Here is a 20,074-nt window from a genome sequence, read left to right as displayed (position 1 = left end):
GGTCCTCATTCCTGGCCAAACCTGCTGGCGGACCGAGGAGGCGCAGCGCGTGGCCGTGCTCATAGACAATGAAAACTACTACGCCGCGCTCAGTGCGGCGCTGCTGACCGCGAACCACTCGATCCATATTCTCGGCTGGGCGTTCGATCCTCGCACCCGTCTCGCGCCGGACGGGATGGAGGGGCCCGATGACCCCGACGAGATCGGCCGAATTCTGGTGGAACTATGCCGCGCCAAGCCCGGACTGGCTGTCCGAATACTCGTCTGGAAGTCTCCATTCGGCGCCCTGGGGCATCAGGACCTACGCGGCCACCGCGCCAAGCACCGGTTCGCTAGAACGCCTGTCGACTTTCGTGAGGTGCGCGACCTGCCGGTCGGGGCCTGCCACCATCAGAAGGTGGTGGTGATCGACGATCAGCTGGCGTTCTGCGGTGGAGGCGACATCGCCACAAACCGGTGGGATAGCCAAACCCACGGCCACGTCGAGCCCCGCCGAATTCTCCCCAGTCGAGCGACCCATCCCCCGCGCCACGAGGTGATGATGCTGGTGGACGGCCGGGCCGCAGGGGCGCTCGGGGAGCTTTTCCACGAGCGATGGAAGAACGCGACGGCGCAGGACCTTCCTATGAACGGGTCAAGGTTCGTGGCGGCCTGGCCAGCCTGCGCGCCCGCGCACTTCTCAGACGTCGAGGTGGGGATCGTGCGCACACAGCCAGCTTGGCGCGGTCGCCCGCTGGTGGAGGAAGTTCGGCGGCTCACCCTGGCCAGCATCGCGAGCGCCCGTCACACGATCTATCTTGAGAACCAGTACTTCACCTCCCACCGCGTGGCTCACGCCCTGGCCGCTCGGCTTCGCGAGCCAGAGGGGCCTGAGGTTGTGCTGCTGGTGACCGGGCGGGCCCCCAGCTGGTTCGATCATCTGACGATGGACTATGCGCGCAATCCGCTGGTCCGGGGGTTGAAGGCCGCGGACGCATTCGATCGGTTCCGGGCGGTGTCGCCCGTGACATCGGCCGGCGCGCCAATCGTCGTCCATTCCAAGGTGGGCGTATTCGACGACCGCATTCTGCGGGTCGGGTCCGCCAATCTCAACAATCGCTCCGAGGGCTTCGACACCGAGTGTGATCTGGCGATAGAGGCCAGGACGAGCACCGACCGCGCGGCCATCGCTGGGTTCCGCGACCGACTGCTCAGCCACTATCTCGCTGTCGACGCCGACAGGTTCGCGCGCGTCAGGATCGCCGGCGGTGGCGTCGTGGCCGCCATCGACGCCCTCAACGATGCTGGTCGGCTGGCGCCCTTGGCCATGGGCCCGCCCACATGGTGGGAGGATATTGTCTCTCGCCGCGGGCTGGGCGACCCCTCGTGCGTGGCGGAAAACTGGCGGCTTCGCAGAGCCGAGGCGTTCGCGTGACCGCTGCTAAGCTCCACCCAGCACCGATGAGGTTGCTGACCTGGAACGTCCAGGCCGGGATCGGCACAAGCCGCTATCGCGACTATCTGCTTCGCGCCCACCTTCAACTTGTGCACGCGCCGTCCAAGACGGCCATTCTTCAGGACATCGCACGGGAGATTTCGCCGTATGACGTGGTCTGTCTGCAAGAGGTCGATCTGGGAGGGCGGCGCGCCGGCTATCGCTCGCAGGTCGATGTCATCGCCGCGCTTTCCGGCCACGCCCATGTGGCCGTTCAGGAAAATCGTAGGATCCCGGGCATTTCGCGGCATGGGAACGCCATCCTCAGCCACTGGCCGATCACAAAGGTGCGCGATCTGAAACTGCCCGGACAGGTCGCCGGGCGCGGGTGCCTCGTCGCTGACGTTGCGGGCCCTCACGCGGTCACGATCGCATGCCTGCATCTGAGCCTCGGCCGACCTGACCAGATGCTTCAATTGGCCGCCGTCTCCGAGGCGCTGCGCGGCGCTCGCGCGTGGGCGGCCATGGGTGACTTCAACTGCGTTGGCCATGGCGCGCCGTTGCAGGCGTTCTGCGAGGCCACCGGCGGCCGCATGCAAAGGCCGGCCTTGCCCACCTTCCCGGCGTGGCGACCACGCTGGGACTTCGATCACATCGTCTCCGGTGGCGACCTCTCGGTCACGCACTACGCCTGCGAGCCTGCGACCTTTTCTGATCATCGTGCGGTGTCCGCCGAAGTGACAATCTGACCGACGGCGCGTGGCTGTCAGCGACCCTTGGGTGGCGCACCCTTCAGGAGTGAACGGCGTCTGGCTCATCGCCCTGGCCGACAACACGGGCGGCCAGCGCGCGCGCCGACGACCTGTTCGCCAATCAGTGGGATGATCTCCTGAAGGTAGGCCCCGGTACTTCGGAGGCGTCCCTAGGTGCTGCTACGGAGGCGCTTCGGATGGGTCAGGTTCGCGCGCTCATCAGCCCGGCGACGCCGCGGGCGATGACGCCTTCCTCGTCCGTCGGGATCACGAGCACCTTAATGGGGCTTTCGGCCCGACTGATCAGGCGAGCTCCTGCACGATTGGCCTCTGGATCCAGCCGAACGCCCAGCCAACCACAAAGCTCGGCGATGCGTGCGCGGATGGATGCGGCATGCTCGCCGACGCCGGCGGTGAACACCATCGTGTCGAGGCCGCCCAGAGCGGCAGCCAGCGAGCCGATCTCGCGCGCAATCCGATAGACATAGACCTCAAGCGCCTCCCGGGCCCAAGGCTCGGAACTCGCCAGCAGGGTCACCATGTCGCCGCTGAGGCCGGAGAGTCCCAGGAGACCTGACCGGTGATAGAGCAGATCGCTCACCTCATCGACGCTCATGCCCCTTGCCTGCAAGAGGTACAGGACCACGCCGGGGTCTAGTGCGCCGCTGCGCGTGCTCATGGGCGGCCCGTCAAGGGCGGAAAACCCCATGGTCGTCGCAACGCTTCGCCCCTCCCACATGGCGCAAAGAGAGACCCCGCTGCCCAGGTGAAGCACGACTGTCCGGCCGCCCGCGCCTGGCCCCTCCTGCGCCCGAAGCGCACTGGCGATGTACTCGTAGGACAGCCCGTGAAAGCCATAGGACAGAACACCGTCCGTGATGAGATCGCGAGGAAGGGCGTATAGGCGAGCGACTTGCGGCTGGTTGGCGTGGAACGCCGTGTCGAAGACCCCAGCCTGTAGCGCCGACGGGAAATGCGCAGCCGCCATGGCGACGCCGCGCAGGTTGAAAGGCTGATGCAGCGGGGCGAGGGGCGCCAGCACCTCGAGGCGATGCAGAGCTGCGGTGTTCAAGATCGTCGGGGCCCGGAACTCGAGCCCGCCGTGGACAACGCGATGGCCTACCGCCGAGACGCCCTCGGTCCACCCGGCCTCCTCTAGCCAGCGAAACGTTCGCTCGAGCACAGCGTCCAACCCTTGCGTGTCCGCCCAGGTCTCATCGGCGAGCACATCCGTACCTGCGCGAACCCGCAGATGGGGCGTGGCTCCAAGCTTTGAGACTTGCCCGACAAGCCGAAGCGGCAGGTCCGCAGTGGCCTCGTAGATGGCGAACTTCAGGCTGGATGACCCGGCGTTAAGTGTCAGGACTCGAGGCGCCGTCACCGAACGTACTTGCTGGGCTTGAGCTGGCTCACCAGGATGGCAAGCGCACAGGATGCCAGACGGGAGGCCTCCGGGTCAGACCGGCTGGTCAGGATAATGGGGACGCGGGCCCCCATGACGATCCCTGCTGACTGGGCGTTGGATAGATAGAAGAGTTGCTTGGCGAGCATGTTGCCGGACTCGATGTCCGGCACGATAAGGATGTCAGCTTGCCCGGCGACGATGGAGTTTATGCCCTTCGTCTTTGCTGATTCCGGGGAGATGGCGTTGTCGAAAGCGAGCGGTCCATCGAGCTTTCCGCCCACGATCTGGCCGCGCTCCGCCATCTTGCAAAGCGCCGCCGCATCGATGGTGGAGATCATCTTCGGATTCACGGTCTCCACAGCGGAGAGGATGGCGACCTTTGGCTCGGGAATGTCCATCGCGTGGGCGCAGTCGATGGCGTTCTGAACGATGTCCCGCTTGGTTTCGAGGTCTGGTGCGATGTTGAGCGCCGCGTCGCTGACCAGCAACGGCCGCGGGTAGCTTGGCACGTCCAAGACGAACACATGACTCATGCGCCGGTCGGTTCGAAGGCCGGAAGCGCTCGAAACGACAGCATCGAGCAACTCGTCAGTGTGCAGCGCGCCTTTCATGATCGCCGCCGCCTCGCCCTTCGCAGCTAGTTCGCACGCCCGCGCCGCCGCCTCGTGGCTGTGTTGCACATCAATCAATGGCAGGTCGGTGAGGTCCAGACCTGCCGCCTCTGCGGTCGCTCGCATCCGCGCTATCGGCCCGATCAAGATCGGCGCGATCAGGCCTCGGCGAGCAGCTTCTACTGCGCCCGCGAGCGAGAGCGCATCGACGGGATGAACCACGGCCGTCCGGAGCGGGGGTTGAACCTCAGCCATCCGCAGGAGGCGCTCCAGCTGCGTCCCGGCGGATGGCTCATTGGGGCCCGAGTCTGGCTCACGGATCACCACTTCTTTGCTCCATCGAGTTGATGACAGGTTGTAGCCACCACTGACCACTTAGCAGCAGAGCGGTGGCCTCCACACTTTTACTCTGATTGGCATCATCCCGCGTGGAGGCCGGACAATGTCCTTCACGAGCGCCGCGTCAGCGTGCCGCCCGGGTCAAGGCCGCGACCTGGTCAGAGGTCATGGAGATCACCACCACGGTGGCGCGCGTCTGCCGCTTGGCCGCCTGGTCGGGCAGATCGAGCCAGCGCACATGGGGCGGGGACGGGGGTTGGGCGGCCCAGGCCCCCAGGCCCGTCGCGCACGACAGCGCCGCGACGGTCCAGAAGCCGGCCATGGCGCGTGTGTGCGAGGGCTGCGCCTGTTTCAGCATGGCCACCCGGGCCTCCAGCGGATGCCGCGAGGGCGCGGGCCAGTAGCAGCCGAAGGGCAGGGGCGTGGCGGCGAGCTGGGTCTTCAGCATGGTCTGGGCGTAGAGCCGCCGATCGCCCGGCCGCCGCGCCATCACCGTGGCGTCGCAGGCCAGCTCCTGATCCAGGCGCAGGTGATAGGCGGCGATATGGACCAGGGGGTTGAACCAGTTCAGGCCCTGAAACACAGCGACCCAGGCGTTGGTCTTTGGATCCCCGCGGTCGATGTGGGCTCGCTCGTGGGCGCGGACCAGGGCGCGTTCCTCGGGGCTGAAGCGCGCCTCATGGTCAGCGGGGGTGACGATGCGGGGCGCGATCACGCCCACCACCGCGGGCCCCGCCGCGCCGGCCTTGGCCCGGCGCAGGAACCGCCACTGGCCAAGGCTCATCAGCGCCAGGATCGCCAGCGCCCCGGCGGCCCAGATCAGCGCGGCGCCCGGCCCCGCATCCGGCTGCATCAACGCCACCGGCAGGGGGAGGGAGGGGCCGGGCGCGCCAGCAGGCGCCTCGGCCGCCGGGACCAGGCTCGCGCCGAACGCCAGGGGCACGACCAGCCACAAGCGGTAGGCGATCTCGGCGCCGAACATTCGCCGCGCCGGCAGGCGGACGGCGAACACCAGGAGGATGGCAAGGCTGGCGGCGAGGTTGGCGCGCAACAGGTCGGCGATCAGGTCAGTCATCGTCGTCCAGCTCCGCGATCAGCTTCTTGAGGCGCGCGATCTCTTCGCGTTTCAGCTTCCGGTTCTGGGCGAAGTGCGCCACCAGGGGGGCCAACTGGCCCTCGAACAGGCGGTCCAGCAGGCCCTGGCTCTCGTCCTGGACGTAGTTGGCGCGGTCCACGAGGGGCACGTACTGGTGGCGGCCATCGACACGCTCGGACTTGATGGCCTTCTTCTTCAGCAACCGGTTGATGAGGGTCTTCACCGTCGCTTCGGCCCAGGGCTGGCGGGCGCGGACATCGGCCACGATCTCGTCGGCGGTCAGCGGCGTCTTGCGCCACAACGCCTGCATGATCTGACTTTCGGCCTCGGTGATGTTCATCGGACTACGCTTGTAATTTGAGCTGAGGCTACGCCCCTGCCGTCCCAAGTCAAGCAGGGCCGAATCCCGCCAGCGCGACTCTCCGGGTCTGGTAGACTGCGGTTATGTCAAAGCTTGGCTACACCCTGTTCGACACCGCCATCGGCCGCTGCGGCCTGGCCTGGGGCGAGGCCGGCATCGTCGCCGTCCGCCTGCCGGACGCCTCCGACGAAAAGGCGCAGGCGCGCTTCGAGCAGCGCTTTCCCGGGATCGAGGCGCGCGCTCCGACGCCGGACATCGCCAGCGCCATCGACCGCATCCGAGGTCTGCTCACCGGCGCCAAGGACGACCTGGCCGACATCGTGCTGGACATGGGCGCGATGAGCGACTTCCAGCGGGCGGTCTACGCCATCGGCCGCGCCATCCCGCCGGGGCAGACCCTGACCTATGGCGAGGTCGCCAGGCGCCTGGGCGATCCCACCGCCTCGCGGGCGGTCGGCGAGGCCATGGGCAAGAACCCGTTCCCGATCATCATGCCCTGCCACCGCGTCCAGGGGGCCGACGGCAAGCTGGGCGGCTTCTCCGCGCCGGGCGGCGGGGTGACGAAGCTGAAGCTGCTGGAGATCGAGGGCGCGACGTCGGTCGAGGCCCTGCCGTTGTTCGCGGGCCGCTAGGCGCTGGCCAGGGCGCTCTGGAACAGGATCGCGCCGTCGGCGGAGCCCAGTTCGGCCTCGAAGGCGCGGTCGGGGTGGGGCATCAGGCCGAGCACATTGCCCCGCGCATTGACCACGCCGGCGATGGCGTTGGCCGAGCCGTTGGGATTGTCCTGATAGCGGAACACCACCTGGCCCTCACCCTCGATGCGCGCCAGGGTTTCGGCGTCGGCGAAGAAGTTCCCCTCGCCATTGCCCACCGTCATGGTCACCTGGCGACGACCGGCATAGCCGGCGGTGAAGCGGGTCTGGGCGTTGGTGACCTCCAGCTCGACCGGCTTGCAGACGTACTTCAGCGCCTCGTTGCGCAGCAGGGCGCCGGGCAGCATGCCGGCCTCGCAAAGCACCTGGAAGCCGTTGCAGATCCCGACGGTGGCCACGCCGCGCTCGGCGGCCAGCTTCACATCGCTCATGATCGGCGACAGCGAGGCCATGGCCCCACAGCGCAGATAGTCGCCGTAGGAGAAGCCGCCCGGCAGGACGATCAGGTCCAGTCCGTGGGGCAGGGCGGTGTCGCCGTGCCAGACCATGTCGACCGTCGCGCCCGTGGAGCGTTCGATGGCGACCTTGCAGTCGCGGTCGCAGTTGGATCCCGGGAAGACGATGACAGCGGCTTTCATGGCGGGGTTCCTAGACCGGTTTGAGCGATATTTCCAGGCGGAGCGGGGTCATTTGGCGCGCGCCTTGGCGAGCGCCTCGAGATAGGCGACCAGTTCGGCGTAACCCTTCTCGTCGCCATAGGCGCAGCCGGAGTTGGTGACGCCTGCGGGGGTGACTTGCTGCTTCAGGATGGCCGGGTGTCCGGGCGCCCCGGGCTCGGTGATCATGTAGGAGCTCTGGCCGCCGTCGGCGTTGTAGTACCGGAAGGGCTCGCCTCGCTCCTTGACCGCCGGCTTCATGCCCGGCGCGGCCACGATCTGGGCGCTCAGAGACTCGAAGCCCAGGGCGCAGTCCAGTTTCAGCGGCGGTGGCGCGGGCGCCTCAGGCTCGGCGCAGGCCGACAGCAGGAGCGCCCCCATCAGCGGGAGCGCCCAGGGCCTCACGCCACCTCGACCCGGTAGCTTTCGATGACCGTATTGGCGAGCAGCTTCTCGCACATGTCCTTGACCTCGCTCTCGGTCTCGGCGGCGTCCTTGCCCTTGAGATCGAACTCGATGGTCTTGCCGACGCGAACGCCTTCGACATGACCCCAGCCGAGGCCGTGCAGGGCGGCCTCGACCGCCTTGCCCTGGACGTCCAGCACGCCGGGTTTCAGGAACACATGAACTTTCGCGCGCACTAGTGCAGGCCTCCTTGGATCACGGTGGGCATCTCTTTCATGATCCCCAGCCGCCGGGCGACTTCGGTATAGCTCTCGATCACGTCGCCCAAATCGCGGCGGAATCGGTCCTTGTCCAGCTTCTCGTTGGTCTGGGCGTCCCAGAGCCGGCAGCTGTCGGGGCTGATCTCATCGGCCAGGATGACCCGGGCGAAGTCGTTCTCCCACAGCCGGCCGAACTCCACCTTGAAGTCCACCAGGGTGATGCCGACCGCGCCGAAGGTGCCGGTGAGGAAGTCGTTCACCCGCAGGGTCAGGGCCATCATGTCGTCGATCTCCTGGGTCGAGGCCCAGTTGAAGGCGGTGATGTGCTCCTCGGTGACCATCGGGTCGCCCAGCTTGTCGTCCTTCAGATAGAACTCGATGATCGAGCGCGGCAGGGCCTGGCCCTCGGGCAGGCCGAAGCGCTGCGACAGCGAGCCGGCCGCCACATTGCGGCAGACCACCTCCAGCGGGATGATCTCCAGCTCGCGGATCAGCTGCTCGCGCAGGTTCAGGCGCCGGATAAAGTGGTTCTGCACCCCGATGGAATTGAGCCGGGTCATCACATATTCGCTGATGCGATTGTTGATGACGCCCTTACCCTCGAGGACAGCTTTCTTCTGTGAATTGAACGCCGTAGCGTCATCTTTGAAGTATTGTATGAGGGTCCCGGGCTCCGGCCCCTCGTAGAGAATCTTGCCCTTGCCTTCGAAGATCTTCTTGCGGCGGGTGGTCATACGCAGCCTTCTCCACGGGGCGAGGGTTCTGGCCGGAGTCGAAACGAAAAACGCGCGCCGTTGGTCCCAACGCGCGCGATCCCGACTCCAAGCCTCTCGCCGATCTGAGGCTGGCGAAAAATAGACGATCGGCCTGCGCTTCGCAAACGACCATCGGCCCCGCACACGCGCCTTTGCGTTGCGAGCGCGCGCGCCAGGGGATATGCAGCCTCGTTAAGGCCGCATCCCGGAGACCGCATGACCACCTTCAACGACCGCGAACGCGGTTTTGAGAACAAGTTCGCCCTGGATCAGGACCAGGAATTCAAGGCTGGGGCCCGCCGCAACCGCCTGCTGGGCGAATGGGCCGCGGGCCTTATGGGCCTGGAGGGCGAGCGCGTCGCCGAATACGCCAAGGCGGTGATCAAGTCCGACTTCGAGCTGCCCGGCGACGACGACGTGCTGCGCAAGGTGTTCGAGGACCTCAAGGGCTCGGGCGTCAATGTCAGCGAGGGCGACGTGCGCATGAAGATGGATGAACTGCTGGCCCAGGCCCGCGAAGCCATCCGCACCGGCGCCTAGGGCCACCCCGCGATTTCGCACGGCAAGGACGCCGCCTCGCAAGGGCGGCGTTTTTTGTGTCTGCTCCCGCGATGACCGCCGAATCGGCCGCCGCCGTGATCGCCCGCCTGGACCTCGCCCCCCACCCGGAGGGCGGCTGGTACCGTGAGACCTGGCGCGCGCCCGCCGAGCCCGGCGCCCGCAGCCCCGGCACCGCCATCCTCTTCCTGCTGGAGGCCGGCCAGGCCTCCCACTGGCACCGTATCGACGCCACCGAGCTGTGGCTGTTCCAGGCGGGAACGGCGCTCACCCTGCAGACCGCGGCCCATGACAACGGTCCCATCAGCACGATGCGACTTGGGCCCCTGGCCGGCGACGCGCCGCAGGCGGTGGTGGCGCCGGGGGAATGGCAGGCGGCCCAGGCCAGCGCCGACGGCTGGGCGCTGGTGGCCTGCGTGGTGGTTCCGGGCTTCGAGTTCGCGGGCTTCGAGCTGGCGGCGGCGGGGTGGGCGCCGGGGTAGGGAGCTCGGCGATGTCGTGGCGGGAAGCGGGAACACCTTCGAGGCCGGGGCAGGCCCGCTGGGTGGAAGAAGGTTGACCACGAACCACACGAACCACACGAACCTGCGCCGGCCGTCGCCCCTCCCCCCGTCATCCAAGGCCGTGTTCCTAGGATGTCGGGGGGTGGGGTTTGTTGAGCGGGGGGGTGGCGCGCGGAAACGCCGCGCCAATTGAGCAGGCTCAAGGATCGGGGGGGCGGGCGCGGTAGGTTGGGGGCTAGAGGACGTCCCCATGCCGCAAGACACCGCCAATTCCCCGGCCAGTTCCGCCGCCGATCTCGAGGCGCTGCTGGGCCCGAGCGCCAAGGCCGGGCCGTCGCGGCGGCGGTGGGTGGTGGCCCGCGGGGTGGGGCTGGGGATCGTGGCCCTGGTGGCCGCGGTGCTGCTGTTTCGGTCGATGGCGCCGCCGCCGCCGGCGCAGTTCGTGACCACGCCGGCGCGGCGCGGGGACCTGGTGGTCTCGGTGCTGGCGACGGGGTCGCTGACGCCGGTGAACCAGGTGGATGTGGGCTCGGAGGTCTCCGGCACCGTCGACAGCGTGCTGGCCGATGACAATGACAAGGTGCGCAAGGGCCAGGTGCTGGCCACCCTGGACACCTCGCGACTGCGCGACCAGATCGCGCTGGGGGAGGGGGCGGTGGCGGCGGCCCAGGCCAATCTTCGCCAGAGCCAGGCCACCGTGACCGAGACGGGCTTGCGGGCCGGGCGGCTGAACCGGCTCTACCAGATCTCCAAGGGCGGCTATCCGGCCAGGGCCGATGTCGACGCGGCCGACGCGGCCCTGGCGCGCGCGCGCGCGGCGGCGGCGGCGTCTTCGGCGGGAGTGGCCCAGGCCCGCGCCAACCTCAACACCAGCCGCACCAACCTCAGCAAGGCCACCATCCGCTCCCCCATCAGCGGCGTGGTGCTGACCCGCAAGATCGAGCCGGGCCAGACCGTGGCCGCCGCCCTGCAGGCGCCGGTGTTGTTCACGCTCGCCGAAGACATGACGCGGATGGAGCTGCTGGTGGACATCGACGAGGCCGATGTCGGCAAGGTCGCCGACGGCCAGGCCGCGGTGTTCACCGTCGACGCCTATCCGGGGCGGAGCTATCCGGCGCGGGTGACGCGGGTGGGGCTGGGCTCCAAGACCACCGAGGGGGTGGTGACCTATACCGGCGTGCTGGCGGTGACCAACGCCGACCTGTCGCTGCGGCCGGGCATGACGGCGGCCGCCGAGATGACCACCTCGCGGCGCACCGGCGTGCTGCTGGTTCCCGACGCGGCCCTGCGCTTCACCCCGCCCGAGACCCGGGCCAAGGGCGCCGCCAGCGTCACCAGCGCGCTCGTGCCGCGCATGCCCCGGATGGGGGGGCGGCCGACGCGGCGCTCCACCGACTCCGCGGCCCAGCAGGTCTGGGTGCTGCGTGAGGGTGTTCCGGTGCGGGTGGCCGTGCGGGTGGGCGCCTCGGACGGGCGCGACACCGAGGTCACCGGCGGCGACCTGAAGGCGGGGATGGCGGTGATCACCGAAACCGCCGCCGCCGCCAAATGACCGCCGCGGCCGGCGGGCCCCCGCTGATCGAGCTGGAGGGCGTCACCAAGGTGTTCGGGTCCGGCCCCGGCGCCTTCCAGGCCCTGCGAGGGGTGAACCTGAGCGTGCGGGAGGGCGAGTTCGTCGCCATCATGGGGCCCAGCGGCTCGGGCAAGTCGACGGCGATGAACATCATCGGCTGCCTGGACGTGCCCAGCGCCGGCTCCTACCGGTTCCGCGGCGTGGCGGTGGAGCGCCTGGACCGCAGCCAGCGGGCCCTGCTGCGCCGCCGCCACCTGGGCTTCGTGTTCCAGGGCTACAACCTGCTGGCCCGCACCAGCGCCATCGAGAATGTCGAGCTCCCGCTCATGTACCGCGGGGTCTCGACGCCTGAGCGCCGGCGGCTGGCGGCCCAGGCCCTGGCCATAGTCGGGCTGGAGGGCTGGGGGACCCACACCCCGGCCGAACTCTCCGGAGGACAGCAGCAGCGGGTGGCCATCGCGCGCGCCATCGTCACCCGGCCCACCGTCCTGCTGGCCGACGAGCCCACCGGCAACCTGGACAGCGAGATGGGGCGCGGGATCATGGACCTGATCACCGGCCTCAACCGCGACCAGGGGATCGCGGTGCTGATGGTCACCCATGAGCCGGACATGGCCGCCTATGCGCCGCGCCATGTGCGCTTCGTCGACGGTGTGATCGCCTCCGACGGCGCGGGGGACATCTGATGCTGTGGAGCGCGCTGAAACTGGCCCTGGGCGCCATCCGCCGCAACCTGGTGCGCTCGATCCTGACCGTGCTGGGGGTGGTGATCGGGGTGGCCGCGGTGATCACCATGGTGACCCTGGGCAATGGGGCGACGCTCGCGGTCACCAACCAGATCTCCAGCCTGGGCTCCAACCTGCTGATGGTGCGCCCCGGTCAGAGGATGGGGCCGGAGGCGGGCCGCGCGCCGCGCTTCCGCGACGCTGACGTCGCCGCCATCGAGGCCGGGGTCAGCGGCATCGGCGCGATCTCCGGGGTGGAGAGCGTCGGCGCGGTGATCGTCTATCGGGCGCAGAACTGGTCGACCAGCGTGACCGGGGCCGAACCGGCCTATTTCGTCGCCCGCAACCTGGTCCTGGCCCAGGGCCGGGTGTTCAACGACGCCGAGGCCCGCGCCGGGCGGCCGGTCTGCGTGATCGGGGAGACGGTGCGCAAGGAGCTGTTTGCGACCGGCGACCCGGTGGGATCGCGCATCCGGGTGAAGGGTTTCGCCTGCGACGTCGTGGGGCTGCTGAAGACCAGCGGCCAGGTCTCGATGGGAAGCGACCCCGATGATGTGGTGATCATGCCCCTGCGGGCCGTGCAGCGCAGGCTGACCGGCGACCAGGACATCGGGTCCCTGGTGATCTCGGTGAAGGCCAGCGACGACACCGACCGGGTGAAGAGCCAGGTCACCGACATCCTGCGCGAGCGGCGCAAGGTGGCCAGCAACGAGGACGACAATTTCAGCATCATGGACACCCGCCAGATCGCCCAGGCGATGTCGGGGACGACCCGGGTTCTGACCCTGCTGCTGGGGGCGGTGGCGGCCGTCAGCCTGCTGGTGGGGGGCATCGGGATCATGAACATCATGCTGGTCTCGGTCACCGAGCGGACCCGGGAGATCGGCATCCGCCTGGCCATCGGCGCCCTGGAGCGCGACGTGCTGCTGCAGTTCCTGATCGAGGCGGTGGTGCTGTCGGCCTTCGGCGGCCTGGTGGGCGTGGTGCTGGCCGCGGCGGCCTCGGCGGGCCTGGCGGGGTGGATGAAGGTGCCTTACGTCTTCGATCCGGCGGTCAACCTGCTGGCCTTCACGGTGGCGGCCCTGATCGGGGTGGTGTTCGGCTATTTCCCGGCGCGGCGCGCGGCCCGCCTCGATCCCATCGAGGCCCTGCGGCACGAATAGGGGGGCATGGGTATTCCCAGGATTGCGGAGGTCAGGTCCTGGGTTGAGTGACTTCTTCCTTCACGCGAAGGAGGTTTCAAGGCGCTGAGCGGTGGCGCTAAGCTTCACCGTGGTCTGGGGGGACCACGTCCATGGTCGCCACACGAGACATCGTCGAAGCAAGGCCCAGCGGGGACCGTCCGCGCGCGGGGGCGGCCCTGATCTTGGCGTTGGGGCTGACGCTTTCGGTGGCGCTAGGCGGGGCGGCCTGGACCCAGGCGGTGGAGGAGAGCGCCGCCGTGGAGGACAGCATGGCGCTCGAAGCAGCGGCCGCCCCGCTGGCGCCGACGGCGGCGCAGAAGGACCCCTGGCGGGGGTTCAATCGCGGATCCTACGCCTTCAACGGGTTCCTGGACCGGGCGCTGGTCGGCCCGATCGCCCGAGCCTACATGAAGATCACGCCCTCGCCGGTCCGCAGGGGCCTGGCGCGGGTGGTGGATAACCTGCGGGAGCCCTCGACGGTGCTCAATGCGGGTCTGCAGGGTCGTCCCAAGCGCGCTGTGGCGGCCGGCGCCCGCTTCGTCATCAATTCCACCGTGGGCGTGCTTGGGGTGTTCGACGTCGCGAGCCGGGTGGGTCTGGAGCGCAGCCGCGCCGACTTTGGTCAGACCCTGGGCCGATACGGCCTGGACGCCGGGCCCTATCTCTACCTGCCGCTGGTGGGGCCGCTGACCCTGCGTGACGGCCTCGGGCAGGTGGTGGACGCCCTGACCGATCCCATATCCCTGGCCACGGGCGGACTTGGCAGCGACTTCGGGGCCGGGCGCCTGGGGGTGACCGCCCTGGACTACAGGTCCAGCGCCGACGCCACCCTGGAGGCGATCGCCCAGGACGCCACCGACCCCTATGCGACGATCCAGTCGGCCTATCTGCAAAACCGGGAGTCGGTGGTGCGCGAGGCCACCGGAGCGGTGGAGATCCTGCCGGACTTCGAGACCCCGCCCGACATCCCGGCGCCCGCCGAGACGGTCGCCGAGACGGTCGCCGAGACGGTCGCCTTGGCGGCCTACGGCGTCTCAGAGCCGATCTACTAGCGTCATCGCGCGCCCGTCCGCCACCCGAGGAAAGACACCATGCGACCCGCCCCAGCCCGCCGCCACGTCCTTACGCGCCTGGGCGGCGCCATGGCGCTCGCCGGGCTGGCCGCCGCCGCCGCGGCCCAGCCAGCGGCCCGGCGCAGCGCGCGCAATCCGCAGGCCGAGGCCTTCGTCGAGGTCCAGGCCCAGAAGGTGCTCTCGGTCCTGGCCGACCGCAGCCTGAGCGTGGCGCAGAAGCAGCAGGCCTTCCGCCGCCTGATCGACCAGATCGCCGACGTGCCGAAGATCACCAACTTCGTGTTGGGCAAGTACGCGCGCACCATCACCCCAGCCGAGCGGGCGCGGTTCAACCCGGTGTTCCGGGCCTATGCCGAGAACGTCTATCAGAGCCGGATCTCCGAGTTCCGGGGCGAGACCCTGAAGGTCACGGGCTCGGTGGCCCGGACGGCGGGGGACGTGGTGGTGGCGAGCCTGGTGCTGGGGGGCGGCCGCGACCCGATCCCGGTGTCCTGGCGGGTGCTGGGGGGCGGCGTGGCCTGGAAGGTCGTCGACGTCCAGATCCGGGGGGTCTGGCTGGCCATCACCCAGCAGCAGGACTTCGTCTCCACCATCGACAACGCCGGCGGCGACATCAGCGTGCTGATCGCCCAGCTTCAGCGCAACTCCAGGACTTGAAGGCCGACCGTGCGGGGACAATGGGCTGAGACCTTGATGGGCTTTCTGGTGCTGGGCGTGGCCGCGGCGTTCCTGGTCTACGCGCTGTGGGCCGGCCGGGGAGGGCTGACCCCGGCGGGATACGAGGTCACCGCCAAGTTCGGCGAGGTGGGCTCCCTGACGCCGGGCGCTGTCGTCAGCGTGGCCGGGGTCAAGATCGGCACGGTCTCGAAGGTCACCCTGGAGCGTGACACCTACCTGGCCAAGGTGGAGATGGCCATCGACCCCAAGGTCCGGCTGCCCGCCGATTCCACCGCCAAGATCACCAGCGACAGCCTGCTTGGCGGCGTGCACGTCGCCATCGGGGCCGGGGGGGCGGCGGAGGACCTCAAGCCCGGCGGGGAGATCGAGAACACCCAGGGCGCCGTGGACCTGTTTGGCCTGATCGGTCAGGTGGTGCGGCCGCCCGCCCCGGCGCCGGAGAGCCAGTGACATGGCGCCCGCCGCGGCCTTGACCCCAGTGCGGGCCGTCGGACGCCTGACGCTGCTCTGCCTGCAGACGCTGGGGGCGGTGACCCTGTTCGCCCTGCGCAGCCTGCGGGCCATCCTGCTGGGGCCGTGGTTCCCCGGTCAGATCCTGCGCCAGCTGGCCGCGATCGGCTTCTTCTCCCTGCCTGTGGTCGGGCTGACGGCGGTGTTCACGGGCGCGGCCCTGGCGCTGAACATCTACACCGGCGGCGGACGGTTCAACGCAGAGCAGATCATGCCGCAGATCGTCGCCCTGGGGATCACCCGCGAACTTGGTCCGGTGCTGGCCGCCCTGATGCTGGCCGGCCGCGTCTCGGCCACCATCGCCGCGGAGATCGGGGCCATGCGCACCACCGAGCAGATCGACGCGATGAGGACCCTGTCCACCGACCCCTTCGGCTACCTAGTGGCGCCGCGGATCGTGGCCGCGGTGATCGCCCTGCCGATCCTCACCGTGGTGGCCGACATCATCGGGATCGGAGGGGGATGGGCTGTCGCGGTCGGGTTCCTGGACTTCAATCCCACGGTCTATATCCGCGCCACGGTGGACTTCGTACAGGCGGGCGACGTGGGAACCGGCCTGCTGAAGGCCATGGTGTTCGGGCTCATCGTCGCCCTGATGGGCTGCTATCACGGCTACCGCGCCACCGGCGGGGCGCGCGGGGTCGGGCGGGCCACCACCAACGCCGTGGTCTCGGCCGCGATCCTGATCTTCGCCTCCGACTACCTGCTCACCACCCTGTTCACCCGCCGATGAGTGGCGCGCGGCCCAAGCTGGAATGGCGCAACGTCACCAAGCGGTTCGGGGACGTCACCGTCCTCGACCGGCTGACTCTCAGCGTCGAGACCGGGCGCTCGATGGTGATCATCGGCGGTTCAGGGCAGGGCAAGTCGGTGATGATCAAGCTGGCGCTCGGCCTCGTGGCGCCCGACGGGGGGCGGGTCGTGCTGGACGGCCGGGGGCTTCCGGGGTTCGGCGGCCGGCTGCAGCGGCGGCTGCTGGCCCGCTCCGGCGTGCTGTTCCAGAGCGCGGCGCTGTTCGACAGCCTGACGGTCTGGGAGAACGTCGCCTTCCGGCTGATCAACGCCGACGGGGTGTCGCGCAAGGCCGCAAGGCGTCGGGCGCTCGACGCCCTGGCCAGGGTGCGCCTCGAGGAGGCCGTCGCCGATGTCTTCCCGTCGGAGCTTTCGGGTGGGATGCAGAAGCGCGTCGGGCTGGCCCGCGCCATCGCCGCCGATCCGGAGGTGCTGTTCTTCGATGAGCCGACCACCGGCCTGGACCCGGTCACCGCCGCGGTGATCAACGACCTGATCGTCGACCAGGTGAGGCGGCTGGGCTGCACCGCGGTGTCGATCACCCACGATCTCGCCTCGGCCCGCAGGATCGGCGACGAGATCGCCATGCTGCACGAGGGGCAGATCGTCTGGCAGGGCGCCCCGGGGGAGCTAGACCAGACGAGCAACCCCCATGTCCGGGCCTTTGTCGCCGGGTAGGCTGGGCTATTCCGCTGCCTTCGCCATCGCCATGGCCTCCTGCCCGAACACCCGGGCGAAGATCACGTCGACGTTCTTGAAGTGGTAGCCGAGGTCGAAGAGGTCGCGGATCTCGGCCTCGGAGAGGGTGACGGTTTCGTCGGCCAGCAACAGGTCGATGAACAGGCCTTCGCCGCGCCAGACCTTCATGGCCGCGCCCTGGACCGAGGCGTAGGCGGTCTCGCGGGCCACGCCCTTCTGGGTCAGGGCCAGCATGACGCGCTGGGAGTGCACCAGGCCGCCGAGCCGGTCCATGTTCTTGAGCATGTTCTCCGGATAGATCACCAGCCGCTCCACCACGCCGGCCAGGCGGCGCAGGGCGAAGTCCAGGTGGACGGTGGCGTCCGGGGCGATGCCGCGCTCGACCGACGAGTGGCTGATGTCGCGCTCATGCCAGAGGGTGACGTTCTCCATGGCCGGCACCACGGCCGAGCGGATCAGGCGGGCGAGGCCCGTCAGGTTCTCGGTGAGGATCGGGTTGCGCTTGTGCGGCATGGCGCTGGACCCCTTCTGGCCGACCTCGAAGGGCTCCTCGGCCTCCAGCACCTCGGTGCGCTGCAGGTGGCGGATCTCGGTGGCCAGGCGCTCGATGGAGGAGGCGACGACGCCCAGCGCCGCGAAATAGGCGGCGTGACGGTCACGAGGGATCACCTGGGTGGAGACCGGCTCCACGGCCAGGCCCAGCTGCTGCGCGACGTGGGCCTCAACCTCGGGGGCGACATTGGCGAAGGTGCCGACGGCCCCGGAGATGGCGCAGGTGGCGATCTCGAACTTGGCCATCGCCAGGCGCTCCTTGGCGCGCTGGAACTCGGCGTAGTGGCCGGCGAGCTTGAGGCCGAAGGTGGTGGGCTCGGCGTGGATGGCGTGGCTGCGGCCGACGGTCGGCGTCAGGCGGTGCTCGAAGGCGCGGCGCTTCAGGGCGGTCAGCACCATGTCCACGTCGTCGATCAGCAGGTCGGTGGCGCGGCTGAGCTGGACGGCCAGCGCCGTGTCGTTGACGTCGGAGCTGGTCATGCCCTGGTGCAGGAAGCGGGCTTCCGGGCCGACGACCTCGGTGACGTGGGTCAGGAAGGCGATGACGTCGTGCTTCACCTCGCGCTCGATCTCGTCGATGCGGTCAGCGTCCCAGATAGCGTCGCGGCCCTTTTCCCAGATGGTCTGAGCGGCCAGCTTGGGGATGACCCCCAGCTCGGCCATCTTGTCGGCGGCGTGGGCCTCGATCTCGAACATGATCTTGAAGCGGGTCTGGGGCGACCAGATGTCAGCGGCTTCCTTGCGGGCGTAGCGGGGGATCATGCGAAGGCTCCTTACGGCCCGGTGGATAGCGCCACCGGGCCGATTTCACCACCCCGGATGTGCCGTTTAAGCCGCTTCGCCGCGGTCGGTGCGGGCCTTGGCCAGCGCCTTGGTGAGGCCGATGGAGCCCAGCAGGTAGTGGAAGGCGGCCCAGAGGTAGAAGCAGATGGAGACGATGACGCCCGAGCGGGTGGCCTCCACCAGGCTTGCCTTGCACTGGCCGACGAGGGCGAGGCTGGCCCCGTCGGGGGCCTTGCCGCCCGGGCAGGCGGTGGCGAAGCTGACGGCGCCCAGGTCGCCGCCGAACAGGCCGCCGAGGCCCGCGAGCGTCCCGCCCGCGCCGAGGTGGTTGAAGTTGAACTGGGCGAACTGGTCGATGATCCAGCCGGTGAAGGGCGGGCCGCCGCCGAGCGCCAGCAGGTTGAGGAAGAAGAACAGCAGGGCCGTGGCCGTGGCCCGGCGGTGGGTCGGCACCATGTTCTGCACCACCCCGAAGGTGGGGCCCAGATAGGTGTAGTGGAAGATGCCGGGGATCAGCAGGATCAGGGCCGCGCTCTGCCATGAGGGCTGCAGATAGGCTGCGATATAGATGGGCGTGGCGATGGCCAGGCCGATGGCCGGCGTCAGGGCGTACCAACGCGGCGAGCGCTTGCTGAGACGGTCGGTGATGAAGCCCCCCAGCAGGGTGCCGATGCCGGCGGAGAAGCCTCCCACCAGGCCGGTGATCAGCCCGACCTGGGCGTAGTCCAGGCCAAAGGCGCGGGTGAAGTAGGGCGGCACGAACTGGCCCGAGCCGTAGGAACCGAAGGAGGCGATGGTGACGCCCAGCACCATGTGCAGGACCGGCCACTTGCCAAACAGGGTCGCCGAGACGGCGGCCAGTTCCTTGAACTCGCCGGCCAAGGAGAATTTGGGAGCCGGCGGCGCGACATCCTCGGGCGAGGCCGGTGCCTGTTCAGGCTCGGAGTGGCCGCGCGGCGGCTCCTTGATCACCATTTTCATGATGATGGCGATGATGATGCCCGGCGCGCCGACGATCAGGAAGGCGATGCGCCAGGAGAAGTTCTGCGCCAGCCAGCCGCCGGCCACGGCGCCTAGCATGGTGCCGAGCGGGATGCCGAAGGAATAGATGGAGAGCGCGCTCGCCCGCCGCTTGGGCTCGTAATAGTCGCTGATTAGGGAGTGTGCGGGCGGGGAGAGGCCCGCCTCGCCGAACCCGACGCCGAAGCGGTAGGCGGCCAGCTGGGCGAAGCTGGTGGCCGTCCCGCAGAGCGCGGTGAAGCCCGACCAGATCAGGATGGCGGCGGAGATGATGTTGACGCGGTTGAACCGCTCGGCGAGGCGGGCGATCGGGATGCCCAGCAGGGTGTAGAGCAGGGCGAAATAGAGCCCCCCCAGCAGGCCCAGCTGGGTGTCGGTGATCTTCAGGTCATCCTTGATGGCCTGGCCGATGGTGGAGATGATGGTCCGGTCGATGAAGTTGAGCGTGTAGGCCGTGACCAGCAGGCCCAGCACCACGCCCTTATAGCTGTCCGAATAGACCGGCTTGCCGCCGGCGTCCGCCGCCGCAGTCATACGCACATCCCCCCATGCACTCTCTGGCGCGGACTTTAGGCGGAGCCGGTGGGGAAGGGGAAGGGGCCCGACACGTTCCCGACCGACATCGGTGGTGTGCGGGTGACCAAGCCCGGCGGGGGCGGGTGTGCCGGCCTCGCGCCAGGGAGAGCTGGTTGCTCTGGCTGAGCCCGGACTGCAGAG

General features: G+C 69.0%; 23 protein-coding genes. 13 read left to right on the top strand and 10 right to left on the bottom strand.

Annotated elements, in window-relative coordinates; translation table 11 throughout:
• Window positions 1-49 precede the first annotated feature (49 nt).
• Window positions 50-1,414: a phospholipase D-like domain-containing protein gene (locus tag Q8N10_RS08130; RefSeq protein ID WP_304782223.1), complete on the top strand. Its 1,365-nt coding sequence runs from the start codon at window positions 50-52 to the stop codon at window positions 1,412-1,414.
• Between the two features lie 26 nt (window positions 1,415-1,440).
• Window positions 1,441-2,163: an endonuclease/exonuclease/phosphatase family protein gene (locus Q8N10_RS08125; protein WP_305663889.1), complete on the top strand. Its 723-nt coding sequence runs from the start codon at window positions 1,441-1,443 to the stop codon at window positions 2,161-2,163.
• A 205-nt stretch (window positions 2,164-2,368) separates the two neighbouring features.
• On the opposite strand, the gene Q8N10_RS08120 is transcribed toward Q8N10_RS08125, so the two are convergent.
• The 4 genes from Q8N10_RS08120 to Q8N10_RS08105 all read right to left on the bottom strand — a co-directional run bounded on the left by Q8N10_RS08120 (window position 2,369) and on the right by Q8N10_RS08105 (window position 5,957).
• Window positions 2,369-3,547, bottom strand: coding sequence for an acetate/propionate family kinase (locus tag Q8N10_RS08120; RefSeq protein WP_304782230.1), 1,179 nt, complete (start codon window positions 3,545-3,547; stop codon window positions 2,369-2,371).
• The gene (locus Q8N10_RS08115) at window positions 3,544-4,506 is read right to left on the bottom strand and encodes a bifunctional enoyl-CoA hydratase/phosphate acetyltransferase (RefSeq protein WP_304782600.1); all 963 of its coding nucleotides are present in this window, start codon (window positions 4,504-4,506) and stop codon (window positions 3,544-3,546) included. Before Q8N10_RS08115 ends, Q8N10_RS08120 begins: the two co-directional genes overlap by 4 nt.
• Before the next feature lie 139 nt (window positions 4,507-4,645).
• On the bottom strand, window positions 4,646-5,596 hold the full coding sequence (locus tag Q8N10_RS08110; protein WP_304782233.1) for a M56 family metallopeptidase: 951 nt from the start codon (window positions 5,594-5,596) through the stop codon (window positions 4,646-4,648).
• Complete coding sequence (locus tag Q8N10_RS08105; protein ID WP_304782236.1) at window positions 5,589-5,957, bottom strand: BlaI/MecI/CopY family transcriptional regulator; 369 nt, start codon at window positions 5,955-5,957, stop codon at window positions 5,589-5,591. Before Q8N10_RS08105 ends, Q8N10_RS08110 begins: the two co-directional genes overlap by 8 nt.
• A gap of 104 nt (window positions 5,958-6,061) precedes the next feature.
• On the opposite strand from Q8N10_RS08105, the gene Q8N10_RS08100 reads away from it, so the two are divergent.
• Complete coding sequence (locus tag Q8N10_RS08100; RefSeq protein WP_304782239.1) at window positions 6,062-6,610, top strand: methylated-DNA--[protein]-cysteine S-methyltransferase; 549 nt, start codon at window positions 6,062-6,064, stop codon at window positions 6,608-6,610.
• Here Q8N10_RS08100 and purQ read toward each other — a convergent pair.
• Genes purQ through purC form a run of 4 tightly spaced genes read right to left on the bottom strand, consistent with a single transcriptional unit; the run spans window position 6,607 to window position 8,686 of the window.
• Complete coding sequence (gene purQ / locus Q8N10_RS08095) at window positions 6,607-7,269, bottom strand: phosphoribosylformylglycinamidine synthase subunit PurQ (protein ID WP_304782242.1); 663 nt, start codon at window positions 7,267-7,269, stop codon at window positions 6,607-6,609. The genes Q8N10_RS08100 and purQ overlap by 4 nt on opposite strands.
• A 48-nt stretch (window positions 7,270-7,317) precedes the next feature.
• Window positions 7,318-7,692, bottom strand: a complete 375-nt coding sequence (locus Q8N10_RS08090) for a hypothetical protein (RefSeq protein ID WP_305663888.1) — start codon at window positions 7,690-7,692, stop codon at window positions 7,318-7,320.
• Window positions 7,689-7,928 (bottom strand): phosphoribosylformylglycinamidine synthase subunit PurS, encoded by a 240-nt coding sequence (gene purS, locus Q8N10_RS08085; RefSeq protein WP_215339286.1) that lies wholly within the window; start codon window positions 7,926-7,928, stop codon window positions 7,689-7,691. The genes Q8N10_RS08090 and purS overlap by 4 nt, the downstream gene beginning before the upstream one ends.
• Window positions 7,928-8,686, bottom strand: coding sequence for a phosphoribosylaminoimidazolesuccinocarboxamide synthase (purC, locus tag Q8N10_RS08080; RefSeq protein WP_304782251.1), 759 nt, complete (start codon window positions 8,684-8,686; stop codon window positions 7,928-7,930). The genes purS and purC overlap by 1 nt, the downstream gene beginning before the upstream one ends.
• A gap of 237 nt (window positions 8,687-8,923) precedes the next feature.
• On the opposite strand from purC, the gene Q8N10_RS08075 reads away from it, so the two are divergent.
• The 10 genes from Q8N10_RS08075 to Q8N10_RS08030 all read left to right on the top strand — a co-directional run bounded on the left by Q8N10_RS08075 (window position 8,924) and on the right by Q8N10_RS08030 (window position 16,981).
• Window positions 8,924-9,247 carry a DUF1476 domain-containing protein gene (locus tag Q8N10_RS08075; protein ID WP_304782254.1) on the top strand — a complete coding sequence of 108 codons (324 nt, stop codon included), beginning with the start codon at window positions 8,924-8,926 and terminating at the stop codon, window positions 9,245-9,247.
• Between the two features lie 71 nt (window positions 9,248-9,318).
• Complete coding sequence (locus tag Q8N10_RS08070; protein ID WP_304782258.1) at window positions 9,319-9,747, top strand: cupin domain-containing protein; 429 nt, start codon at window positions 9,319-9,321, stop codon at window positions 9,745-9,747.
• 271 nt (window positions 9,748-10,018) lie between these two features.
• Window positions 10,019-11,320 carry an efflux RND transporter periplasmic adaptor subunit gene (locus Q8N10_RS08065; RefSeq protein WP_304782261.1) on the top strand — a complete coding sequence of 434 codons (1,302 nt, stop codon included), beginning with the start codon at window positions 10,019-10,021 and terminating at the stop codon, window positions 11,318-11,320.
• The gene (locus Q8N10_RS08060; RefSeq protein WP_304782263.1) at window positions 11,317-12,027 is read left to right on the top strand and encodes an ABC transporter ATP-binding protein; all 711 of its coding nucleotides are present in this window, start codon (window positions 11,317-11,319) and stop codon (window positions 12,025-12,027) included. The genes Q8N10_RS08065 and Q8N10_RS08060 overlap by 4 nt, the downstream gene beginning before the upstream one ends.
• Window positions 12,027-13,229 (top strand): ABC transporter permease, encoded by a 1,203-nt coding sequence (locus Q8N10_RS08055; RefSeq protein ID WP_304782266.1) that lies wholly within the window; start codon window positions 12,027-12,029, stop codon window positions 13,227-13,229. Before Q8N10_RS08060 ends, Q8N10_RS08055 begins: the two co-directional genes overlap by 1 nt.
• 131 nt (window positions 13,230-13,360) lie before the next feature.
• The gene (locus Q8N10_RS08050; RefSeq protein WP_304782269.1) at window positions 13,361-14,302 is read left to right on the top strand and encodes a VacJ family lipoprotein; all 942 of its coding nucleotides are present in this window, start codon (window positions 13,361-13,363) and stop codon (window positions 14,300-14,302) included.
• A 39-nt stretch (window positions 14,303-14,341) separates the two neighbouring features.
• Window positions 14,342-14,980, top strand: coding sequence for a phospholipid-binding protein MlaC (locus Q8N10_RS08045; protein WP_304782273.1), 639 nt, complete (start codon window positions 14,342-14,344; stop codon window positions 14,978-14,980).
• Window positions 14,981-14,989: 9 nt separating this feature from the next.
• Window positions 14,990-15,451 (top strand): outer membrane lipid asymmetry maintenance protein MlaD, encoded by a 462-nt coding sequence (mlaD, locus tag Q8N10_RS08040; protein WP_304782276.1) that lies wholly within the window; start codon window positions 14,990-14,992, stop codon window positions 15,449-15,451.
• Window position 15,452: 1 nt separating this feature from the next.
• Complete coding sequence (locus tag Q8N10_RS08035; protein ID WP_304782279.1) at window positions 15,453-16,244, top strand: ABC transporter permease; 792 nt, start codon at window positions 15,453-15,455, stop codon at window positions 16,242-16,244.
• Complete coding sequence (locus Q8N10_RS08030) at window positions 16,241-16,981, top strand: ABC transporter ATP-binding protein (RefSeq protein WP_304782282.1); 741 nt, start codon at window positions 16,241-16,243, stop codon at window positions 16,979-16,981. Before Q8N10_RS08035 ends, Q8N10_RS08030 begins: the two co-directional genes overlap by 4 nt.
• Before the next feature lie 6 nt (window positions 16,982-16,987).
• On the opposite strand, the gene purB is transcribed toward Q8N10_RS08030, so the two are convergent.
• Window positions 16,988-18,316 carry an adenylosuccinate lyase gene (gene purB, locus Q8N10_RS08025; RefSeq protein WP_304782285.1) on the bottom strand — a complete coding sequence of 443 codons (1,329 nt, stop codon included), beginning with the start codon at window positions 18,314-18,316 and terminating at the stop codon, window positions 16,988-16,990.
• A 66-nt stretch (window positions 18,317-18,382) separates the two neighbouring features.
• On the bottom strand, window positions 18,383-19,891 hold the full coding sequence (locus Q8N10_RS08020) for an MFS transporter (protein WP_304782288.1): 1,509 nt from the start codon (window positions 19,889-19,891) through the stop codon (window positions 18,383-18,385).
• Window positions 19,892-20,074: the final 183 nt, after the last annotated feature.

The organism is Phenylobacterium sp. (assembly GCF_030693625.1).
GTDB lineage: Bacteria > Pseudomonadota > Alphaproteobacteria > Caulobacterales > Caulobacteraceae > Phenylobacterium > Phenylobacterium ferrooxidans.
The sequence above is the reverse complement of the archived record's forward strand: the minus strand, read 5'-3'. Positions and strand labels throughout refer to the sequence as shown.

Coding starts and splice junctions, on each gene's coding strand:
- Q8N10_RS08125 (WP_305663889.1), top strand. CDS start 1,441: ATGAGGTTGCTGACCTGGAACGTCCAGGCCGGGATCGGCACAAGCCGC.
- Q8N10_RS08110 (WP_304782233.1), bottom strand. CDS start 5,596: ATGACTGACCTGATCGCCGACCTGTTGCGCGCCAACCTCGCCGCCAGC.
- Q8N10_RS08105 (WP_304782236.1), bottom strand. CDS start 5,957: ATGAACATCACCGAGGCCGAAAGTCAGATCATGCAGGCGTTGTGGCGC.
- Q8N10_RS08100 (WP_304782239.1), top strand. CDS start 6,062: ATGTCAAAGCTTGGCTACACCCTGTTCGACACCGCCATCGGCCGCTGC.
- purQ (WP_304782242.1), bottom strand. CDS start 7,269: ATGAAAGCCGCTGTCATCGTCTTCCCGGGATCCAACTGCGACCGCGAC.
- purC (WP_304782251.1), bottom strand. CDS start 8,686: ATGACCACCCGCCGCAAGAAGATCTTCGAAGGCAAGGGCAAGATTCTC.
- Q8N10_RS08075 (WP_304782254.1), top strand. CDS start 8,924: ATGACCACCTTCAACGACCGCGAACGCGGTTTTGAGAACAAGTTCGCC.
- Q8N10_RS08070 (WP_304782258.1), top strand. CDS start 9,319: ATGACCGCCGAATCGGCCGCCGCCGTGATCGCCCGCCTGGACCTCGCC.
- Q8N10_RS08065 (WP_304782261.1), top strand. CDS start 10,019: ATGCCGCAAGACACCGCCAATTCCCCGGCCAGTTCCGCCGCCGATCTC.
- Q8N10_RS08060 (WP_304782263.1), top strand. CDS start 11,317: ATGACCGCCGCGGCCGGCGGGCCCCCGCTGATCGAGCTGGAGGGCGTC.
- Q8N10_RS08055 (WP_304782266.1), top strand. CDS start 12,027: ATGCTGTGGAGCGCGCTGAAACTGGCCCTGGGCGCCATCCGCCGCAAC.
- Q8N10_RS08050 (WP_304782269.1), top strand. CDS start 13,361: ATGGTCGCCACACGAGACATCGTCGAAGCAAGGCCCAGCGGGGACCGT.
- Q8N10_RS08045 (WP_304782273.1), top strand. CDS start 14,342: ATGCGACCCGCCCCAGCCCGCCGCCACGTCCTTACGCGCCTGGGCGGC.
- Q8N10_RS08035 (WP_304782279.1), top strand. CDS start 15,453: ATGGCGCCCGCCGCGGCCTTGACCCCAGTGCGGGCCGTCGGACGCCTG.
- Q8N10_RS08030 (WP_304782282.1), top strand. CDS start 16,241: ATGAGTGGCGCGCGGCCCAAGCTGGAATGGCGCAACGTCACCAAGCGG.
- purB (WP_304782285.1), bottom strand. CDS start 18,316: ATGATCCCCCGCTACGCCCGCAAGGAAGCCGCTGACATCTGGTCGCCC.
- Q8N10_RS08020 (WP_304782288.1), bottom strand. CDS start 19,891: ATGACTGCGGCGGCGGACGCCGGCGGCAAGCCGGTCTATTCGGACAGC.